Source organism: Bacillus cereus group sp. BfR-BA-01311 (assembly GCF_022664295.1).
Classification (GTDB): Bacteria; Bacillota; Bacilli; order Bacillales; family Bacillaceae_G; genus Bacillus_A; species Bacillus_A cereus.
The window spans coordinates 411,232-430,685 of sequence record NZ_JAKUHC010000003.1; the positions used below are offsets into that span (position 1 = coordinate 411,232).

Below are 19,454 nucleotides of genomic sequence, written 5' to 3' on the forward strand. Positions count from 1 at the left end.
TTTTATTATCTCCACATAAAAAGGCAATCACAACATCGTGTGATTGCCTTTTATTTAAAAACGAAAGTCCGCTTCCGCTTTTCTTTATTGTCCAGCTTCAGCGGCTAGAATACTCGGTGGCTTCGCGCCTTCCTCCGAGGCAAAGTGCGCCTCTCTGTCAGGAGCTCCATCCCCCTCCTATTCTAAACGAGCCGCTTCCGCTTTTCTTTATTACATTTTTTCTGGTGCAGATACTCCTACGATTGCTAATGCATTTTGAAGTGTAGTGCGTACTGCTTTCATTAACTCGTAACGAGCTTTACTTAATTCTAAATTATCTTGGTTTAATACTTTTTCTGCATTGTAGAAGCTGTGTAATGTTGCTGCTAATTCAAATGCATAGTTTGTAATACGGTGTGGTAGACGTTTTTGTGCTGCATCCGCAACTACCGCTGGGAATTCACCAAGTTTTTTCAGTAACTCTACTTCTTTTTCAGAAGTAACAAGTTTGTAGTTCACATCTCCGCCTGTAGCTAATCCTAATTCTTCACCTTGGCGAAGGATGCTGCATACGCGAGCGTGAGCGTATTGTGCATAGTATACTGGGTTTTCATTAGATTTTGATACAGCTAAGTCCATATCGAAGTCTAAATGAGAGTCACCGCTACGCATTGCGAAGAAGTAACGCATTGCGTCCACGCCTACTTCTTCCATAAGCTCACGAAGTGTAACTGCTTTACCCGTACGCTTACTCATTTTCATTTTTTCACCATTTTGATACAGTTGTACCATTTGGATGATTTCTACTTCAAGCGTGTCTTTATCGTAACCAAGTGCTTGAATAGCAGCTTTCATACGTGGAATATAACCGTGATGGTCAGCACCCCAAATGTTAATTAACTTATCGAAACCACGCTCTAATTTATCACGATGATACGCGATATCTGGCGTTAAGTATGTGTAAGAACCGTCATTTTTAATTAATACACGGTTTTTATCGTCACCGTAAGTCATTGAACGGAACCAAGTTGCACCGTCTTCTTCAAAGATCTCGTCGCGCTCTTTTAATACAGCAAGTGCTTGATCAATTTTCCCGTTTTTGTATAATGATGTTTCTGAGAACCATACATCAAATTTAACGCGGAAGCTTTCTAAGTCTTTTTGAAGTTTTGCTAATTCATATTTTAAACCGTACTCACGGTAGAATTCATAGCTTTCTTTTTCATCAGCTTTCGCATAACGATCACCGAATTCTTCTGCTAAACGTTTACCAATTCCAATGATATCCGCACCATGGTATCCGTCTTCTGGCATTTCTTTTTCTAAGCCTAAAGCTTGCATGTAACGAGCTTCAACAGAAAGAGCTAAGTTATGAATTTGGTTACCAGCGTCATTAATGTAGTACTCACGAGATACATCATAGCCTGCTTTTGCTAATAGGTTACATAAAGTGTCACCTACTGCCGCACCACGTGCATGTCCTAAGTGAAGGTCACCTGTTGGATTCGCAGATACGAACTCAACTTGTACTTTTTCACCTTTACCAGTATTCGTTTCACCGTAAGCTTCACCAGCGTTTACGATTGTTGGAATTAAATCTGTTAAGTAGCTATTATCCATATAGAAGTTAATAAAACCAGGACCAGCGATTTCGATTTTTTCAATAGAAGCTTTTGCTTTATCGAAGTTTGCAACTAGTTCTTCTGCAATCATACGAGGTGCTTTTTTCGCAACGCGTGCAAGTTGCATTGCCATATTTGTAGAGAAGTCACCATTTGTTTTATCTTTTGGAGATTCTAATACAACGTTTGGAATCTGTTCTTCTGTCGCTAATTCTGCCTTTAATACAGCAGCCTGAATTTCTTCTTTAATCAATCCTTTTACCTGTTCTAAGGAATTCATTATTTTGCCTCCTTCAAATTAATTGTAATAGTATATCTGCCAGCTTCTTGTTCACTTAGAAGCAATGCGTACGTTAAGAAGAGTTGTCCTTTTTTCTTTTCATCCGACCATTTAAAAAGAACGTTATCAGTCTTTGTTTGCAATGCAAACGTACCAAGTTCACTCGTATACGTACCAGTTGTCCATTCACCTTTCACATGCGTCTGACGCATAGAAACAGCACCTGAACGCATAATGAGAACTTGTTCATCTTGAATTTTAATAATTGTTTTCACTTCGCCTTGTTCGTTCGGCTCCTGGAATGTTACATATGTACCTTGACCTTTTACATAGTATTGACCATTTGCTTCAAAAGCAACGGTTTCCTTCCTCGCCCCTTCACGGATTTCTGTTACGAAATGAACGTGTACCGGCAAGCCTGCAAGTTGTTTCTCCACGTCTTGCACACCTTTCAAATGTTATAGATATTAAATACTACTTATAATAAATCACTTTTCCTATCATATCAAAAAAAGACTCTGTCTGTCTGCTGAAAAATCAGGAAAACTCCATTTCAAAAAATAATTCACTTCTACTTTATTTCATATGATAAAATATTTTTTAAATCTAAATATTCTTTCAATTAAAGAGGTGAATGTAGTGATACCAACAAAGTTAAAAAAGGGTGCTGAAATACGAGTGATTTCACCATCGTGTAGTTTAAGTATTGTTTCAAATGAAAATAGAAAACTTGCTATAAAAAGATTAACTGACATGGGCTTTCAAGTTACATTCTCAAAATATGCTGATGAGATAGATCGATTTGCTTCCTCCTCTATTTCTTCCCGCATTCAAGACCTCCATGAAGCATTTCGAGACTCTAATGTAAAAGCTATTTTGACTACACTTGGCGGATACAACTCAAATGGTTTATTGAAACATCTCGATTATGATTTAATTCGTGAAAATCCGAAATTTTTCTGTGGTTATTCTGATATTACTGCCTTAAATAATGCAATTTACGCAAAAACAGGGCTTGTTACATATTCAGGACCCCATTTCTCTTCGTTTGGAATGGAGAAAGGGCTCGGGTATACAACCGATTACTTTTTAAAGTGCTTAACTTCTAATGAGCCTATTGAAGTCCTTCCATCTGAAACATGGAGCGATGATTCTTGGTATATAGATCAGGAAAATCGAGAATTTATTAAAAATGAAGGATATGTTTCAATTCAAGAAGGAGAAGCTACGGGAGATATTATCGGTGGCAATATGAGCACATTTAACTTACTGCAAGGTACACCATATATGCCAAATTTAAAGGAGAAAATTTTATTTATTGAAGAAGATAGTTTAACTGGAACATCTACTCTTAAAACTTTTGATCGTTATTTACATTCCCTTATGCAGCAGAAAGGTTTTGAATACATAAAGGGAATCGTTATAGGAAAGATGCAAAAAGGTGCAGAATGTACGATAGAAGACATTCAAGAAATGATTGCTTCAAAACCTGAACTTGCACATATTCCTATCATTGCAAACGCAAGTTTCGGGCATACAACCCCGATTTTCACTTTTCCAATTGGTGGACGTGCAAAAATTATTTCTCACAAAGAGAAGACATCTATCACTATTTTAACGTACTAAAAAAGGAGCGAATGAGTCGCTCCTTTTATGGTTTTTCTATTTTTTCCAACGCTTTTTGCGGAATGGATTCTTTCGGGATTTCAGCCCATCCTTTTCCTTGCATACCTTTTGCATAAATTTTTATAAACGCCCCCGTATGCAATTCACGGTTCATCATTCTTTTAATAACTTGTAACTTTCCATCTTCTGTATACCCTTTAAAAGTATACAAGTATTCTCCGTCTTTTTTCTCACCTTTATCTATAACCGCATAATAATCTTGTATTTCTTTATTTGAAAAGAAGTTGTCTACAAAAGCATGTACACCTTCTGTTTTTGTGTTCAAATAATACGCTGTTCCACCTAGAATAATGGCGAATACAGCTAAAACTTTAATTACCAATTTCATACATGAACCTCCTGTTTGCACTTCTTTCTCGCTAGTATTATATCTATACTTGTATTATACGGAAAAGAGCATACTATACTCTATCTAAAAGTCTTACACTTTCCTTACATTATTGTAAGGGATTTTTTCTTACAACCAGTTCCCAAGAAAAAATTTTTCCGTTTCATACACTTTTATATTATTATTGAATGATACGAATTTTTATTACAAAAATCAAAGGAGACAGTTTTCAAATGGCTATCTTGCAAGGTTTAGCACTATTACTTGTTGTACTTTGTCTATTTACACTTTTCAGTTACCGTGCGCCTTACGGAATGAAGGCGATGGGCGCTTTAGCTAATGCAGCAATTGCAAGTTTTCTTATTGAAGCATTTCACCGTTATATAGGTGGAGAAATGTTTCATAATGACTTTTTACAATCAGTAGGAGAAGCTTCCGGTAGTATGAGCGGTGTCGCAGCAGCAATTTTAGTCGCATTAGCAATCGGTGTTTCCCCCGTATATGCTGTTTTAATTGGTATCGCTACTAGTGGATTTGGTATTTTACCAGGATTTTTCGCTGGATACGTTTGTGCCTTCGTCGTGAAATTTCTCGAAAAGAAATTACCAGCTGGTGTGGAATTTTTAGCAATCCTATTTATCGCTGCACCAATCTCACGCGGAATGGCAATGCTTATGGACCCGCTCGTTAACGCCACACTTGGTAAAATCGGTTCTATGATTTCAGTTGCAACTACAGAAAGTCCTATCATTATGGGTATTATGCTTGGTGGATTAATAACAGTTATTTCTACCTCTCCACTGAGTTCTATGGCACTAACTGCAATGCTTGGATTAACAGGTTTACCAATGGCAATTGGTAGTCTGGCTGTAGCAGCTTCAGCCCCAATGAACTTTATTTTCTTTAAACGCTTAAAAATTTGTTCAAAGAAAGATACAATTGCTGTAGCAATCGAGCCTTTAACACAAGCCGATGTTGTTTCAGCAAATCCGATTCCAATTTATGCGACAAACTTCGTTGGCGGTGCACTTGCTGGTATTATTACCTCTCTGTTCCAGCTCGTTAATAATGCACCAGGAACAGCATCACCAATCCCAGGACTTCTTGTCTTATTCGGATTTAATGACGTTGTAAAAGTAACAATTGCTGCTATATTATGTGGGATCGTTACCACTATTGTCGGATACATCGGATCTATTGTGTTCCGTAAATATCCGATCCGCTCTGCTGATGAAATTCGCGGAGTTACTTCGGAAGAGAAGGTTGCATAAGAAAAAGAGCTATTCCCATCGTTTAGGAATAGCTCTTTTTTTGTGTCGCGTAACAGTAAATGAAATTATATCGGCGGTTTTTTAATATATCAGCGCAACTCGAATTATATCGGCGATTTTTTTAATATATCGACTTACCGACACATAACGAAAAAATAAGAGCCCTCTAATCATATAGAGGGCTTTTATTTTATCTAGCTGCAGTGGCTAGAATGATCGGTGGCTTCACTTTTATTTCACCCAACCGAGCAGCATTTCCCGCACGAATTTGCTTGCTGCGACTGGTGTTTGATCACTATGGTCGTAGACTGGAGCTACTTCTACCAAGTCTGCTCCAACTACATTTATATTTGAATTTGCAATTGCTACGATGGAATCTAATAATTCCTTAGATGTGATACCGCCAGCTTCTAACGTTCCTGTTCCTGGAGCGTGAGCTGGGTCTAATACATCAATGTCGATTGTGACATAGACTGGGCGGCCAGCAAGTTTCGGTAATACTTCTTTTAACGGTTCTAATACGTCAAATTTGTATAAGTTCATACCTACTTCTTTCGCCCATTCAAATTCTTCCTTCATTCCAGAACGAATTCCGAAAGAATATACGTTTTCCGGACCAATTAAATCACACACTTTACGAATTGGTGTAGAGTGGGATAAAGGCTCCCCTTCATACGATTCACGTAAATCAGTATGAGCATCCATGTGGATGATTGCTAAATCCGGATATTTTTTTGCCATTGCCTTAAAAATTGGCCAAGACACTAGGTGCTCACCGCCGAGACCTAGTGGAAACTTATCGGCATCTAAAAGTTTTGATACATACTCTTCAATCATGTCTAAGCTGCGTTGTGCGTTTCCGAATGGTAATGGGATATCACCCGCATCAAAATATTTTACCTCTTCTAGTTCACGATCTAAATACGGGCTATATTCTTCAAGACCGATTGATACTTCACGAATACGTGCAGGGCCAAAACGAGATCCCGGACGGTAACTTACTGTCCAATCCATAGGCATCCCATAAATAACTACCTTTGACTCTTCAAAACTTGGATGACTTTTAATAAATACTTTACCTGAATAAGCTTCATCAAAACGCATATTCTTTTCCTCCTTATGTGGAACTTAAGGTATCCCAACCTTTCACTATTTCTCAAATTTGGAGCGAATTGCTCCTCTTTCTCGATTTACCGGGTCTTCTTTTTAACAACAAGAAGACGATTTTCTTTACAGAAGTGTAAGTAGCTAGCATGTTCAAGTCTTCTGGACAAACACCTTAAATGAGCTACTTACACTTTATTTGTTTGATACAATTCTCTTACTTAATTAAATCGCCAACAAATTTCGGTAATGCGAATGCTGCATTGTGTAATTCTTTTGTGTAGTATTTCGTTTCGATTTCGTGGAAACGCTCTTCACTTACTTCTAATGGATCATGTTTTTTAGATCCAATTGTGAACGTCCAAAGACCACTTGGGTAAGTTGGAATGTTTGCTGTGTATAAACGAGTGATTGGGAAGATCTCTTTTACGTCTTTAAACACAGTTGTAATTAACTCTGGTGTGAACCAAGGGTTGTCCGTTTGTGCAACGAAAATACCATCTTCTTTTAACGCTTTTGAAATTCCAGCGTAGAAGCCTTTTGTAAATAGGTTTACTGCTGGTCCTACTGGCTCAGTAGAATCTACCATAATTACATCGTATTCATTTTCGCTTTCTGCGATATGTAGGAAACCGTCTCCTACTTTTACTTCTACACGCTCATTATCTAATGCGCCTGCAATTGATGGTAAGTATTGTTTAGAGTACTCAATTACTTTTCCATCGATTTCAACAAGAGTTGCTTTCTTTACACTTGGGTGTTTTAACACTTCACGAATAACACCACCATCACCGCCACCAACAACTAATACGTTTTCAGGGTTTGGATGTGTAAATAAAGGTACGTGCGCTACCATTTCGTGATAAACGAACTCGTCCTTTTCTGTTGTCATAACCATGCCATCTAAAATAAGCATGTTTCCGAACTCTTCCGTTTCAACCATATCAAGTTTTTGGAATTCTGTTTGCTCCGTATGTAATGTGCGGTTAATACGCGCCGTAATCCCAAAATGTTTTGTTTGTTTTTCAGTGAACCATAGTTCCATCGTACAATCACGCCTTTCAATGCAAATTTATAATAGGGACATCATTAATGTCCCCTAACAAAAATAAAACAAAACATCCAAAATGTATAGTTAAAAGTACAAAAATACCGAAAATATATTTTAGTCAGAGGGTTCTAACATATGTGCGGAAAGGGTTTGCACCGTAAAAGGAAAGAAAACCCTTTCTTAAGAAAGGGCTTTTGTCTCTATTTCTACTGGTTTACGAATTGGAATTAGGATCATAATACAACCAACTAACACCACAATTCCACCTACTAAAAACGGACTTTGTGGTGAAACAGTATGACCGATAATTCCTGATAAAATCGGAGCAATCGCACCACCTAACCAACGAACAAAGTTATAAACACCTGACGTAACAGATCTTTCATAAGGTGAAATATCCATTACATAACTTGTGTATAATGCATTGTTTAAGCCAGACGCCAATCCTGATAAAACGATAAGAGTAATTTGTAACCACATAATTTTCACAAAGAATAGTGCAATTAAGAAAATCGCAAATACGAGTAAACTACCCTTCAATAATGTTTTTGGTTCATATTTCCCTTCTAGCTTATGTGCTAAAATTGCAGAACCGTAAGCTAACGCGAGTCCCCATCCGCAAAATACAAAGCCTAATTGAATAGCTGATAAATGCATAATAAGTGGTGAATATGCTAACACGACAAAAAATCCGTAGTAGTATAGCATCCCTGAAATGGCACCTTGCATAAATGGTTTATACTTCACCAAGTTAAGTAATTCCCCTACGCCAGCAGCCTTACGCTTCACTTTTCGTTCTGGTTCTTTTACAAAAAAGAATACTAAAATAAATGCTAAGAAAATTAACATACTCGTCGCGAAAAACGGATAACGCCAAGAATGACCACCTAATATCCCGCCTAATAACGGTCCGCCAGCCATACCTAAGCCGATAGCTGCTTCGTATAATCCTACTGCTTCATGAACTTCTTTACTTAATGCAATCAATAAAGTCATCGCCGTCGCGAAGAACATCGCATTCCCTAATCCCCATCCAGCGCGGAAAAGAGATAATTGAGCAATCGTTTGTGACATACCACATATAAACGCAAATACAGTCACAATCGCAAGACCGATTGTCATCATCCGTTTATCACCAAATCTCGATGCAAATATACCAGCTGGTAACATCATAATTGCCATCGTTAAAATATAAGCGGTAAATAACATTTCAACTTGCCAATGCGATGCACCAATTTTCTCTGCAATAATCGGCAAAATTGGGTCGACTACTCCTATACCCGAAAAGGCAAGGAAGGTAGCCACCACTGTAATCAATCTCCCTAGTTTTTGTTTGCTCTCCATTTTGATTACTCTCCTTTTGTGCTCTCTAAAAATGTTACTGCACGATGTAAACTATCTTCTAGTTCTGCCTTTACACGTTGCATTTGCTCCATTTTTTCGTCTAACGTTTGCACTTGTTTTTCAAGCATATCTTTAATTTCTTGAATCACTTCACGATCACGAGGATTTTCGCTATTTCTTCTTTGCTCCATTCTTTCTTTTAGTGATAAGAAATGCTGCATTTCTTGAAGTGTGATTCCTAGCACTTCTTTCGCTTCTACAATTCTTTTAATTCTGGCAATATCCTCATCCGTATACAGACGGATATTTCCCTCACTACGTTCTGGGGGATGAATTAAACCAATTTCCTCATAATAACGAAGTGTACGTTTTGTTAAACCGACTTGCTTTGTTACTTCATCAATTTTATACATGTTTATTCCTCCCTTCACTTGATTATTACATTTTACGTTAACGTTAACTTTCCTGCAACTGTTAGACTTTTGTAAATGTTTGTCATATTCAATTGTATTTTCCCTAAAGCAGTTTCATAATAAAAGAAAAGAGATAATAAGGAGAATTTCACATGAGTAAACCACTTATTTTCGCTCACCGCGGAGTAAAAGGAACACATCCCGAAAATACGATGATTGCCTTCCAAGAAGCAGAACGCATTGGTGCTCACGGAATTGAACTCGATGTCCACTTATCAAAAGATGGTGAACTTGTCGTAATTCACGATGAAACCGTCGATCGTACAACAAATGGCGTTGGACTTGTTTCTGAAAAAACGGTAGAGGAACTACAATTATTGGACGCTGGTAGCTATAAAGACCCTTCTTTCCATGAAGCAAAAATCCCAACGTTGCGTGAGGTTTTCATTTGGCTTTCCACAACGAACTTACAACTAAATATTGAATTAAAGACAGATGTTATTCATTACCCAAATATTGAGGAAAAAGCTGTTGCACTTGTGCGTGAATATCATCTTTCTAATCAAATTGTATTTTCATCATTTAACCATGACTCTGTTTCATTATTAGCAGAAATTGCTCCTGAAATCCCAAGAGCAATTTTATATGATACACCACTTACTGATCCAATTTCCGAAGCAAAACATAGAGAAGCAAGTGGATTACATCCAAACTTCCAGTTATTAACGAAAGAATTTGTGCAGTTAGCACAAGAGCAAGGATATGTTTTCCGTCCATATACAATTAACGAATACAAAGATTTACAAACTATGATTGATTATGGTGTAGATGTCATCATTACCGATTGGCCAGCACGTGCCTTTGAGCTCCTTTCTTAATGGAAGGAGCTTTTTATTTTCGAAATTTCATTGTTTAAAATAAACGAAAACCCTCAATACTAATACAATAACGCTTGTATTAATGAGGGGCTGAAAAAAGATGGATCAAACTATGAATCCAAAACTTAAAAAATATAAACGTCTTTTCTTCACCGCAATGTTTTCGTGCGTCCTTTTCTTCGTTTTTTCTTTTTTTGTTATTATTATAGTTGCAAAAATTATGGGACCTCCTCCTGTTGCGGTCCCGCAAACAAGCGTCTTTTACGCAAACGATGATACTGTTATTGGACAAAGTAACGAAATTCAAAAACGTTACAATGTCTCTCTTAATGAAATTTCACCTTATGTAAAAGAAGCGACCCTTTCTATTGAAGATCAAAGATTTTATAAACATCACGGCTTCGATGTGAAACGGATTGCAGGTGCAATTGTTGCTGATTTAAAAGCGATGGCAAAGGTACAAGGAGCTAGTACAATTACACAACAATACGCACGTAATCTGTATTTAGATCATGATAAAACGTGGAAACGAAAATTATTAGAGGCAATGTACACTATCCGCCTTGAAGTAAACTATAATAAAAATCATATTTTAGAAGGATATTTAAATACAATTTATTACGGACATGGCGCTTATGGCATCGAAGCTGCGTCCCGTCTATATTTCGATAAAACGGCAAAAGAGTTAACATTAGCAGAAGCTAGTATGCTGGCAGGTATCCCGAAAGGGCCAAGTGTCTATTCTCCCTTTTTGAAAGAGGATCGCGCTAAAGGACGACAAGCTCTCATATTAGATGAAATGGTGAAGCAAGGATATATTACGAAGCAACAAGCAACCTTAGCGAAGAAAGAGACACTAACTTTTGCCTCATTAGATACGAAAAAAGTAGCAGAGGTCGCACCATATTTCCAAGATGCTGTACAAGCTTCGCTTCTTCGTGATGTTGGATTAGACGAACAAGCTTTACAACGAGGTGGCTTACGAATTTATACAACGCTAGACCCTAAACTACAAGCTGTAGCAGAACAAGCTGTAAAAGATCATATACCTGACACAACAAACATACAAACTGCTCTCGTCTCTATGAATCCAACGACAGGTGAAGTGGCTGCTCTTGTTGGTGGAACTGATTATAATATGAGTCAATTTAACAGGGCTACACAAGCCATTCGTCAGCCTGGTTCTACATTTAAGCCATTTCTATATTATGCGGCATTAGAACGAGGATTCACGCCTGCTACGCGCTTAAAAAGCGAATATACTGTATTCACCCTAGGTGACGGCGTTTCAAAGTATAAACCGAAGAACTATAAAGATTATTATGCAGATGATTTCGTAACGATGGCACAAGCTCTCGCAGTCTCTGATAACATTTATGCTGTGAAAACGAATTTGTTTTTAGGAGATGACACGCTAGCAAAAACAGCGAAACAATTTGGAATTAAAAGTGCATTAAAAGATGTGCCTTCTCTAGCTCTCGGTACATCACCAGTAAAACCAATTGAAATGGTTAACGCTTATAGCATGTTCGCAAACGGTGGAAAAGAAGTAAAACCTACTTTCATTCGCCGCATTATGGATCATGAAGGAAATATATTATACGATGCTCATTTAGAGAGTAAACAAGTTCTCGACAAGAGCAAAGCGTTTGTAATGGAAGAAATGATGACTGGTATGTTTAATAAGAAACTAAGCAGCTATGCTGCTGTAACTGGCCAATCGATGTTATCAAAATTATCAAGAACATATGCCGGCAAATCTGGTTCTACTGAAACGGATAGTTGGATGATCGGATTTACTCCGCAAATCGTAACAGGTGTATGGGTCGGATATGATCAACCTAAATCTATTTCAAACGTAGCAGAACAAGGATATGCGAAGAAAATATGGACTGATACGATGGAGAAAGGCTTAGATGGACAGCCTAAAAAAGAATTTAAACAACCAAGTGACGTCGTAGCGGTTAATATCAATCCAGAGAACGGTAAAATTGCTACAAAAAATTGTCCTATTTCTGTGAAAATGTATTTCGCTAAAGGTACCGAACCGACTGAATATTGTATGGATCACGTTGATGATAAAGAAGAATTTGAAAAAACGACTGAAGAAAAGAAAAAAACAAGTTGGTGGAAAAAATATCTTCCTTGGTAAAAAAAATAGCTGACGGGCACCCGTCAGCTATTTTTTATTCACTTAATAATGCACGGCGCAATTCTTCACTAGATTCGTTCCAAATCGCTTCATTATGTTCTTTCAAGAACGTACCAAGTACCTTTTTAGATGATTCATCCATATGGTCAACCATAATGTGACGCTTCAATGATTTATCCATTTTATTTACGTGTTCTGGAAGTGATTTATATCCGCGGCGAATCTCACGATCAACTGTCATTTCACAAGCTGTTACACCTGCGTAATACGCACCTGTCGCAGTTCTTTCAATTGTTACCCAAACAAGCCAAAATGGTTTTCCGTTTGGAACTTCATCTTTATTTGTTAAAAACTTAATACCTTTTTCTACTGTACTACGCGCATGCATCGCACCGATATCAACGAATGCAGTCTTCTCTAGTACATCAACAAATACAGGTGAAATGTTTTCTAAGCTTAATGCCCCAACACCAAATCCACCATGTCCATCTGTTGAATCATTTTTCACGATATTAAAACCGATTTTTTTCTTTTTCTCTGTCATATGTAAAATCCTCCTCACTTAAAAATTATAAAAGGCCAAAAATAGGCGCAATGATGCTATCTAAAAATACAAATACATGCGGAATAACTACCTGAAAAATAGGTTGAATTGTATAATTACTAAGCGGTGTAATAACAAGAATTAATAACGCAATTGCCCCGTATTTTTCATACTGTGTCATTTTCGCGCGAATATTTGCTGGCGCTAAATCTTCCATAACTCGATATCCATCAAGTGGCGGGATTGGTAATAAGTTAAATACAAGTAAAACGATATTCAGCATAATAAAAATCTGGAAAAATTGAGCTAACGTATCTGCCACTGCAGATGGAATTGAGTATAATACACCAAATTTTAATAAGCTATACCAAATAATTAAACCAATTGCACTTAAAATTAAGTTACTAATCGGCCCTGCAATTGAAACTAATATACCTGCCAGACGCGGTCTTTTAAAGTTATATGGATTAACAGGAACTGGTCTTGCCCAACCGAATCCAAGAATTAATACTGCAATCAAACCGATAGGGTCTAAATGGGCCATCGGTGATAACGTTAAACGCCCTTGTCTCTTTGCTGTATCGTCTCCAAATTTATATGCAACATATGCATGTGCAAATTCGTGAACGGATAGTGCAATAATAATTGCCATTGCTACTAACGGAATTTCGTGCAATGGATATCTAAATAACTGATCCATACTTCATCTCCTCTTCCATATGTCAAAAAAAGAAATTATTTGTTTTTTCGATTGTTCTTCCCCATAATCCGCTATAATAAGAGTGTAACTTACATAAAAGGAGCGATTGTACATGCCATACGTAACAGTGAAAATGCTAGAAGGACGCACAGAAGAACAAAAGAAAGCTCTTGCTGAGAAAGTAACAGCAGCAGTAAGCGAAACAACTGGTGCTCCTGAAGAAAACATCGTTGTTTTCATCGAAGAAATGTCTAAAAACCATTATGCAGTTGGCGGAAAACGCTTAAGCGACAAATAATTTCAAGTTTTTCATAAGAAGCAGCCACTAGCTGCTTCTTATTTCTTTCCTTCTAACAACTCAATAATTCTCTCTTTATATTTTCCTTTTCTTCCATCTTCATAGATTAAATCATGTGGATAGAATAGCTTTTGGTCCGTTCTTTTCTTACCTGTAATCGCCTCAACAATATCCGATTCACGTGAAAGCTCTCTAAGCTCTCCGTTTGGCATAAGAAGTAGGATTGGCAAACGCTCTTCTTCTTCTCCTGCACGATAAAAGTCATACGGTAAGTCTGATGTTGAATCAACTACTAAATAATACTCCGGATCAAGTCCAATCTTTTTAAATAAACTACTTAATTCCATCCAATTATCTAAACCGTGTTTATCTGTAAACTCTACATATTTAAATAGATTTCGATTCATAAAACGACGGCATAAATCGCTTAAAATTGGATCTTCTTCTTCCTGCCATACTTGGAAGTAGTAATACATAACGTTTTCGTCTAACTTTAAATAATCCTCTACTGTTACTTCTTCTTCAAATAAAGAATAGAAATGAACAGGATGATTTTTAAATGTATAATACTTCTCGTGCAGTGATTTCGCACGGTGTAAAATCTTCGTTAAAATAACTTCTGCACTTCGCGTTACCGGGTGGAAATATACTTGCCAATACATTTGATAACGACTCATAATGTAATGCTCAACAGCATGCATACCACTATTTTTAATGACTACTTGATTCCCATACGGACGCATTACACGCAGTATACGTTCCATATCGAAGTTTCCGTACTTTACGCCTGTGAAATAAGCATCTCTTAATAAATAATCCATACGATCCGCATCAATTTGGCTCGAAATCATACTAATCGCTAATTTATTAGTAGACGTTTTTGCAATTACATCTGCTACCTTTTGTGGAAACTCCTTATCAACACGACTTAATACATCATTAATCTCCGTATTGCCAACAATAATCTTTTGCGTAAATTTCTCATGATCTAATGAAAATACTTTTTCAAACGAGTGAGAAAATGGGCCGTGGCCGACATCATGAAGTAATGCCGCACATAAACATAACAATCTATCTTCAGCATTCCAATTTGGTCTGCCATCAAATACATCATCAATCATACGACGAATAATTTCGTATACACCTAACGAATGAGTAAAGCGACTATGCTCTGCACCGTGAAATGTAAAAAATGTCGTTCCAAGCTGCTTAATACGGCGCAAGCGTTGAAATTCTTTCGTTCCGATTAAATCCCAAATAACACGATCACGCACGTGCACATATTTATGTACTGGGTCTTTAAACACTTTTGTTTCGCTGAGTTTGTCGTTTAAATATACCACTTTCCGACATCCCCCTTTCTTTACTACATTCTTACTTTATATTATAAACGAAATGAGAAACAGAAAGAAATGAAAGACTGTATTAATTACCTTTATAAAAAGAAAAAATCACCTTTACCGAAGTAAAAGTGATTTCCTTTATACATTATTTACCTAAAACGAATTCAGCAACTTCGTCTAAGATCATATCTTTCCCTAATGGGAAGTAACCTTTGTTTAAGTCTTCATTTTTAATTGTGAATACGTGGTTGTTTTTAACAGCGTTCATGTTTTTCCAAATTGATTCTTCTTGAAATTCTTTTAAGCGCTGAGAACCGTCACCAGTTGTAAATACGAATAAGTAATCTGGGTTGTAATCGATTAAAGCTTCTTTTTGTACTTGTACTAGTGGTTTATCAGTTGGTGTACCTTTAACTGCTGGTAGTTTTAAATCATTAAAGATTACGCTACCGTAACCGTAGTCACCGTAGACGCGGAAAGCATTTGGATACGCAGCCATTTTCATGAATGTTGCTTCACCAGTTTTAGCGACGATTTTGTCATGTAATTTGCTTGCTTTTTCATCATACTTTTTGAACCATTCTTTTGTTTCTTTTTCTTTACCGAAGATTTGACCTACTTCTTCAAATTTTGGACGCCATTGATCTAATGGAGTGTTTAACATAACTGTTGGTGCAATTTTAGATAATTGATCATAAATCTTTTCTTGACGATTATTTACAAGAATTAAATCTGGTTTTGCAGCAGCTACTGCTTCGATGTTAATTTTATCGCCCCAAGCAGAACCAACTGGTTTAACGTCTTTTAGTTTCTTTTCAATATGTGCATCAATTTTTTCTTGAGATGTATTAGCAGTAATAACCGGTTTCATACCGAAAATTAATAATTCTTCTGTTGAACCACTAAGGTCAGCAATTTTCTTTGGGTTTGCAGGAATTTTAATTTCCCCTTTTGCATGTTTTACAGTGCGCTCTTCAGTCTTTGCATCTGCTTTCTTTTCTTCTTCTTTGTTAGAACAAGCTGCAAATAGTACAGAAGTCACAACTAGTACCATTGCTAATAGTGCCATTTTAAAATTCTTCATGTTCCCACTCCTTCTAGCTGTATTTATCTTATAAGTTACAACGAACTATAAGAAACAAAGATAACAATTAATTAATATATATTTATTAATTGTTGTTAATAACCCATTCTAACGGGCGTTCAACTTCCCATTCTTATATAAGAAGCTCAACGTCCATTAGAAGTCCCCCTCTTCACGAGGGGGTTCTACTTATGCTTTTTTACGCAATTGATTACTAATCATCGCTAAATCATATGTTAAACAAATTGGCTTACAGTTTACTGGACATGGAACGATTTGAGCTTCAATCTCAAATACGTTACGAAGTGTTTCACTTGTCATAACTTCATCTGGCGTTCCTTGTTTCATTAACTTACCTGCTTTTAATGCAATCATATGATCTGAGAAACGAGAAGCGTGATTTAAGTCATGGATAACCATAACAATCGTTCTACCTTCTTCTTCATTTAACTTTTTCAATAAGTTTAATACTTCTAATTGATGAGCCATATCTAAGTACGTCGTTGGTTCATCCAATACAAGTAATTCTGTTCCTTGTGCAAGAGCCATTGCAATCCAAACACGTTGACGTTGACCGCCTGATAGCGCTTCTGCTGGACGATTCGCAAATTCTTTCATTCCTGTCACTTCCAGTGCCCAGTTAATGTAGCGATAATCCTCTTCTTTCAACGTGCCAAACCCTTTTTGATGAGGGAATCTTCCATATGACACAAGCTCAAATACAGTAAGACCCGTTGGCACTTCTGCAGTTTGTGGTAAAATCGCCATTTTCTTTGCAATTTCTTTCGTTGGCTGTTTCTCAATTGCTTTTCCGTCAAGATAAACAGTACCTTGCTTTGCCTTCAAAATACGAGACGCCGTTTTTAATAATGTGGACTTCCCACAACCATTTGGTCCAATAATTGTTGTAATTTTCCCTTCCGGAATTTCAACTGTTAATCCATCAATAATTAAACCTTCATTATAGCCAACCGATACCGCATCCACCGCTAAAGTTGCCATACGAAAAGCCTCCCTTTATTTTGTCCTCATAAGTAAATAAATAAAATACGGTGCACCAATTACAGAAATAACAAGACCGACTGGTATTTCTGAAGTTGTTAGTACACTTCTTGAAATTACGTCTGCGAATAAAAGTAAAAACGTTCCTATTAGCGCAGCTGTGGGCAACATAATTTGATGTTTACCACCAACAAGGCGCCTTGCTAAATGCGGGGCCATTAAACCGATAAAGCCAATTCCGCCGGCAACAGCAACAGATGCCCCTGCTAAACAAACTGCAATAAATAATAATTTACGTCTTTCTTTTTCTACGTTTACACCAAGGCCAACTGCTGTAGAATCGCCTAGGTTCATTACATTTAATATGTGTGCTTTACTTATAGCAAGCGGTAAGAAAATAACCATCCATGGAAGTACACTTAATACGAATTTCCAATCTGTACCCCATAGACTTCCCGCCAGCCAAATCGTAGCAAAACGAAAATCGTTAGATGTCATCTTCATAGAGAAAATTAAACTAACAGCTCCAAATCCAGCTGCAACGGCAATACCGACTAGTATTAATCGAGTCGATGAAACGCCGTCTTTCCATGCTAGTAAATAAATAATTACCGCTGCTAATATCGCTCCAACTAGTGCGAAGAATGGAAGAATGAATACAGATAAAAATGTACCAGTCCCTACTTTTCCGAAGAAGAAGTAGACGAATATAACAACTGTTAATCCCGCTCCAGCATTAATACCTATAATACCTGGATCAGCAAGCGGATTTCGTGATAAACCTTGCAAAATCGCGCCTGACATAGCTAAAGCAGATCCGACTAGTATAGCAATTACCATACGCGGCATACGGAATTCAAATAAAATAACAGACTGATCTTCAGCCCCTAGTCCAACCAATGACTTTAATACGTCCATTGGCGGGATTTTAAAAGTTCCTGTATTTAAACTAATAAGAAATATAGAAACGATTAGTCCTACTAAAATCGTTAATATAGAAATGTTCTTTTTTGTTAAGACACTCGTCCTCACATCTTTCCTCTCCCTTCATTACGTGCTAAGTAGAGGAAGAATGGAACCCCAATTAGCGCTGTAATTGCTCCAATTGGCGTTTCAAATGGCGGGTTAATAACGCGAGATAACATATCTGCACATTCAATTAACAGCCCACCTAAGACCGCAGAACATGGAATAACCCATCTATAGTCCGAGCCTACGAGGAAACGAGTCATATGCGGAATTACAAGACCAACAAATCCAACTGATCCTGCCATGGAAACTGCGGAACCCGTTAAAACAAGAACAAGTACTGTTCCGATAAATTTAATCAATGTCGTATTTTGACCAAGTCCAATCGCAATTTCTTCACCGAAGCTCAAAATTGTAATATATCTCGACATCATAATTGCGATAAAAAGACAAACAAGGCCAATTGGCACTAACATATTAATACTTTGCCATTTCACTCCAGCGACTCCGCCTGCATTCCACATACTCACCTCTTGGGCAAGATTGAAATACAACGCGATTCCAGATGAAATTGCCCCTAATAAAGCACTAATAGCTGCACCTGCTAAAGCTAATTTCACAGGTGTTAATCCACCTGGTGAAGAAGATCCAATTCCATATACAATGCTTGCACCAAACGCAGCTCCAATAAAAGATGCGATAACAAACATTAAATAAGGTGAATTAGGGAAAAATGCATACATAATTGCAATTCCAAATACAGCTCCATCTGTAATCCCCATTAACGATGGTGAAGCAAGTGGATTTCGCGTCATACCTTGCATAATTGCTCCTGATACCGCTAAAAAGGCACCTGCAACTACGCCCCCTATTGCTCTAGGCATGCGAAGCTCTTGAATTACGTTATGATGTGTAATAGATCCATCAAACTGAAATACAGCTTGCCATACAGTCTTTAAACTAATATCTGCAGCCCCAAAAGAAATAGAAACTGCCATGCTTAAAGCTAACAAAATTGTACCCGCTACTAAAATAATAGAAGCGATGAGCGGTCTGCTCTTAATCTCTTTAACATTCTCTTCTTGCTGTTCTATACTGCTTGCGCTCGCTTCCATCCCTCAACCATCCTAACCAACAACATATATTTATTGAAATGAAATTTATTCTCAAATAGTAATAAAAAAATTAGGTGAATTGTTATTTCCCTGATAATGATTCTCAGAATCAGACACTTCTATTCTACCTATCGCTTTAAAAGACTGTCAACCATTATTTTGAAATATAAATTTATACAAATTGGTATTTTAATACAAAAGTTATGTTCATCCTTTAGAAAATGTTCGTCCACACAAGAGTACTTTCGCAGAATAAATCATTCCTCTTATGGGCATAAAAAAAGAAGAGTA

At 37.1% G+C, this 19,454-nt stretch carries 19 protein-coding genes; 5 read left to right on the forward strand and 14 right to left on the reverse strand.

Annotation, left to right across the window (positions count from 1 at the left end):
• Positions 1-210: 210 nt before the first annotated feature.
• Together argS and MR136_RS09960 are read right to left on the reverse strand one after the other, a co-directional pair.
• Positions 211-1,881, reverse strand: coding sequence for an arginine--tRNA ligase (argS, locus tag MR136_RS09955; protein WP_001086454.1), 1,671 nt, complete (start codon positions 1,879-1,881; stop codon positions 211-213).
• Positions 1,881-2,318: a YwiB family protein gene (locus MR136_RS09960; RefSeq protein WP_000414867.1), complete on the reverse strand. Its 438-nt coding sequence runs from the start codon at positions 2,316-2,318 to the stop codon at positions 1,881-1,883. The genes argS and MR136_RS09960 overlap by 1 nt, the downstream gene beginning before the upstream one ends.
• 202 nt (positions 2,319-2,520) lie before the next feature.
• Here MR136_RS09960 and MR136_RS09965 point away from each other — a divergent pair, with 202 nt between their 5' ends.
• Complete coding sequence (locus tag MR136_RS09965; protein ID WP_017672904.1) at positions 2,521-3,507, forward strand: S66 family peptidase; 987 nt, start codon at positions 2,521-2,523, stop codon at positions 3,505-3,507.
• A gap of 25 nt (positions 3,508-3,532) precedes the next feature.
• Here the strand turns inward: MR136_RS09965 and MR136_RS09970 are convergent, their stop codons facing one another.
• Positions 3,533-3,895, reverse strand: coding sequence for a YxeA family protein (locus MR136_RS09970; RefSeq protein ID WP_000779921.1), 363 nt, complete (start codon positions 3,893-3,895; stop codon positions 3,533-3,535).
• A 233-nt stretch (positions 3,896-4,128) separates the two neighbouring features.
• Here MR136_RS09970 and MR136_RS09975 point away from each other — a divergent pair, with 233 nt between their 5' ends.
• Complete coding sequence (locus MR136_RS09975; RefSeq protein WP_000996319.1) at positions 4,129-5,166, forward strand: PTS sugar transporter subunit IIC; 1,038 nt, start codon at positions 4,129-4,131, stop codon at positions 5,164-5,166.
• A gap of 231 nt (positions 5,167-5,397) precedes the next feature.
• Here MR136_RS09975 and speB read toward each other — a convergent pair whose 3' ends face one another.
• The 4 genes from speB to MR136_RS09995 form a co-directional block, all read right to left on the reverse strand.
• Positions 5,398-6,270, reverse strand: a complete 873-nt coding sequence (gene speB / locus MR136_RS09980) for an agmatinase (RefSeq protein WP_001209831.1) — start codon at positions 6,268-6,270, stop codon at positions 5,398-5,400.
• 217 nt (positions 6,271-6,487) lie between these two features.
• Positions 6,488-7,315 carry a polyamine aminopropyltransferase gene (gene speE / locus MR136_RS09985; protein ID WP_000424696.1) on the reverse strand — a complete coding sequence of 276 codons (828 nt, stop codon included), beginning with the start codon at positions 7,313-7,315 and terminating at the stop codon, positions 6,488-6,490.
• 186 nt (positions 7,316-7,501) lie between these two features.
• Positions 7,502-8,665, reverse strand: a complete 1,164-nt coding sequence (locus MR136_RS09990; protein ID WP_242259361.1) for an MFS transporter — start codon at positions 8,663-8,665, stop codon at positions 7,502-7,504.
• Positions 8,666-8,670: 5 nt separating this feature from the next.
• Entirely contained in the window at positions 8,671-9,078 is a 408-nt protein-coding gene (locus MR136_RS09995) for a MerR family transcriptional regulator (RefSeq protein ID WP_000276560.1), read from the reverse strand.
• Between the two features lie 152 nt (positions 9,079-9,230).
• Here MR136_RS09995 and MR136_RS10000 point away from each other — a divergent pair, with 152 nt between their 5' ends.
• Together MR136_RS10000 and MR136_RS10005 are read left to right on the forward strand one after the other, a co-directional pair.
• Positions 9,231-9,956 (forward strand): glycerophosphodiester phosphodiesterase, encoded by a 726-nt coding sequence (locus MR136_RS10000; protein WP_000042779.1) that lies wholly within the window; start codon positions 9,231-9,233, stop codon positions 9,954-9,956.
• 100 nt (positions 9,957-10,056) lie between these two features.
• Positions 10,057-12,108: a transglycosylase domain-containing protein gene (locus MR136_RS10005; protein WP_000372956.1), complete on the forward strand. Its 2,052-nt coding sequence runs from the start codon at positions 10,057-10,059 to the stop codon at positions 12,106-12,108.
• Positions 12,109-12,142: 34 nt separating this feature from the next.
• Here MR136_RS10005 and MR136_RS10010 read toward each other — a convergent pair whose 3' ends face one another.
• The gene (locus MR136_RS10010; RefSeq protein ID WP_000136678.1) at positions 12,143-12,652 is read right to left on the reverse strand and encodes a YwhD family protein; all 510 of its coding nucleotides are present in this window, start codon (positions 12,650-12,652) and stop codon (positions 12,143-12,145) included.
• A 25-nt stretch (positions 12,653-12,677) separates the two neighbouring features.
• Complete coding sequence (locus MR136_RS10015; protein WP_000372444.1) at positions 12,678-13,352, reverse strand: site-2 protease family protein; 675 nt, start codon at positions 13,350-13,352, stop codon at positions 12,678-12,680.
• A 112-nt stretch (positions 13,353-13,464) separates the two neighbouring features.
• On the opposite strand from MR136_RS10015, the gene MR136_RS10020 reads away from it, so the two are divergent.
• Complete coding sequence (locus tag MR136_RS10020) at positions 13,465-13,650, forward strand: 2-hydroxymuconate tautomerase (protein ID WP_001147171.1); 186 nt, start codon at positions 13,465-13,467, stop codon at positions 13,648-13,650.
• 38 nt (positions 13,651-13,688) lie between these two features.
• On the opposite strand, the gene MR136_RS10025 is transcribed toward MR136_RS10020, so the two are convergent.
• From MR136_RS10025 to MR136_RS10045, 5 genes are all read right to left on the reverse strand, one after another.
• Positions 13,689-14,993: an HD domain-containing protein gene (locus tag MR136_RS10025; RefSeq protein WP_000262742.1), complete on the reverse strand. Its 1,305-nt coding sequence runs from the start codon at positions 14,991-14,993 to the stop codon at positions 13,689-13,691.
• A gap of 145 nt (positions 14,994-15,138) precedes the next feature.
• Complete coding sequence (locus tag MR136_RS10030) at positions 15,139-16,077, reverse strand: ABC transporter substrate-binding protein (protein ID WP_000787724.1); 939 nt, start codon at positions 16,075-16,077, stop codon at positions 15,139-15,141.
• A gap of 189 nt (positions 16,078-16,266) precedes the next feature.
• The gene (locus MR136_RS10035) at positions 16,267-17,079 is read right to left on the reverse strand and encodes an ABC transporter ATP-binding protein (protein WP_000212068.1); all 813 of its coding nucleotides are present in this window, start codon (positions 17,077-17,079) and stop codon (positions 16,267-16,269) included.
• Between the two features lie 15 nt (positions 17,080-17,094).
• Entirely contained in the window at positions 17,095-18,111 is a 1,017-nt protein-coding gene (locus MR136_RS10040) for a FecCD family ABC transporter permease (protein WP_001260757.1), read from the reverse strand.
• Positions 18,108-19,163 (reverse strand): FecCD family ABC transporter permease, encoded by a 1,056-nt coding sequence (locus MR136_RS10045; RefSeq protein WP_000388294.1) that lies wholly within the window; start codon positions 19,161-19,163, stop codon positions 18,108-18,110. Before MR136_RS10045 ends, MR136_RS10040 begins: the two co-directional genes overlap by 4 nt.
• Positions 19,164-19,454 lie beyond the last annotated feature (291 nt).

Coding starts and splice junctions, on each gene's coding strand:
- argS (WP_001086454.1), bottom strand. CDS start 1,881: ATGAATTCCTTAGAACAGGTAAAAGGATTGATTAAAGAAGAAATTCAG.
- MR136_RS09970 (WP_000779921.1), bottom strand. CDS start 3,895: ATGAAATTGGTAATTAAAGTTTTAGCTGTATTCGCCATTATTCTAGGT.
- MR136_RS09975 (WP_000996319.1), top strand. CDS start 4,129: ATGGCTATCTTGCAAGGTTTAGCACTATTACTTGTTGTACTTTGTCTA.
- speB (WP_001209831.1), bottom strand. CDS start 6,270: ATGCGTTTTGATGAAGCTTATTCAGGTAAAGTATTTATTAAAAGTCAT.
- speE (WP_000424696.1), bottom strand. CDS start 7,315: ATGGAACTATGGTTCACTGAAAAACAAACAAAACATTTTGGGATTACG.
- MR136_RS09990 (WP_242259361.1), bottom strand. CDS start 8,665: ATGGAGAGCAAACAAAAACTAGGGAGATTGATTACAGTGGTGGCTACC.
- MR136_RS09995 (WP_000276560.1), bottom strand. CDS start 9,078: ATGTATAAAATTGATGAAGTAACAAAGCAAGTCGGTTTAACAAAACGT.
- MR136_RS10000 (WP_000042779.1), top strand. CDS start 9,231: ATGAGTAAACCACTTATTTTCGCTCACCGCGGAGTAAAAGGAACACAT.
- MR136_RS10005 (WP_000372956.1), top strand. CDS start 10,057: ATGGATCAAACTATGAATCCAAAACTTAAAAAATATAAACGTCTTTTC.
- MR136_RS10010 (WP_000136678.1), bottom strand. CDS start 12,652: ATGACAGAGAAAAAGAAAAAAATCGGTTTTAATATCGTGAAAAATGAT.
- MR136_RS10015 (WP_000372444.1), bottom strand. CDS start 13,352: ATGGATCAGTTATTTAGATATCCATTGCACGAAATTCCGTTAGTAGCA.
- MR136_RS10020 (WP_001147171.1), top strand. CDS start 13,465: ATGCCATACGTAACAGTGAAAATGCTAGAAGGACGCACAGAAGAACAA.
- MR136_RS10030 (WP_000787724.1), bottom strand. CDS start 16,077: ATGAAGAATTTTAAAATGGCACTATTAGCAATGGTACTAGTTGTGACT.
- MR136_RS10035 (WP_000212068.1), bottom strand. CDS start 17,079: ATGGCAACTTTAGCGGTGGATGCGGTATCGGTTGGCTATAATGAAGGT.
- MR136_RS10045 (WP_000388294.1), bottom strand. CDS start 19,163: ATGGAAGCGAGCGCAAGCAGTATAGAACAGCAAGAAGAGAATGTTAAA.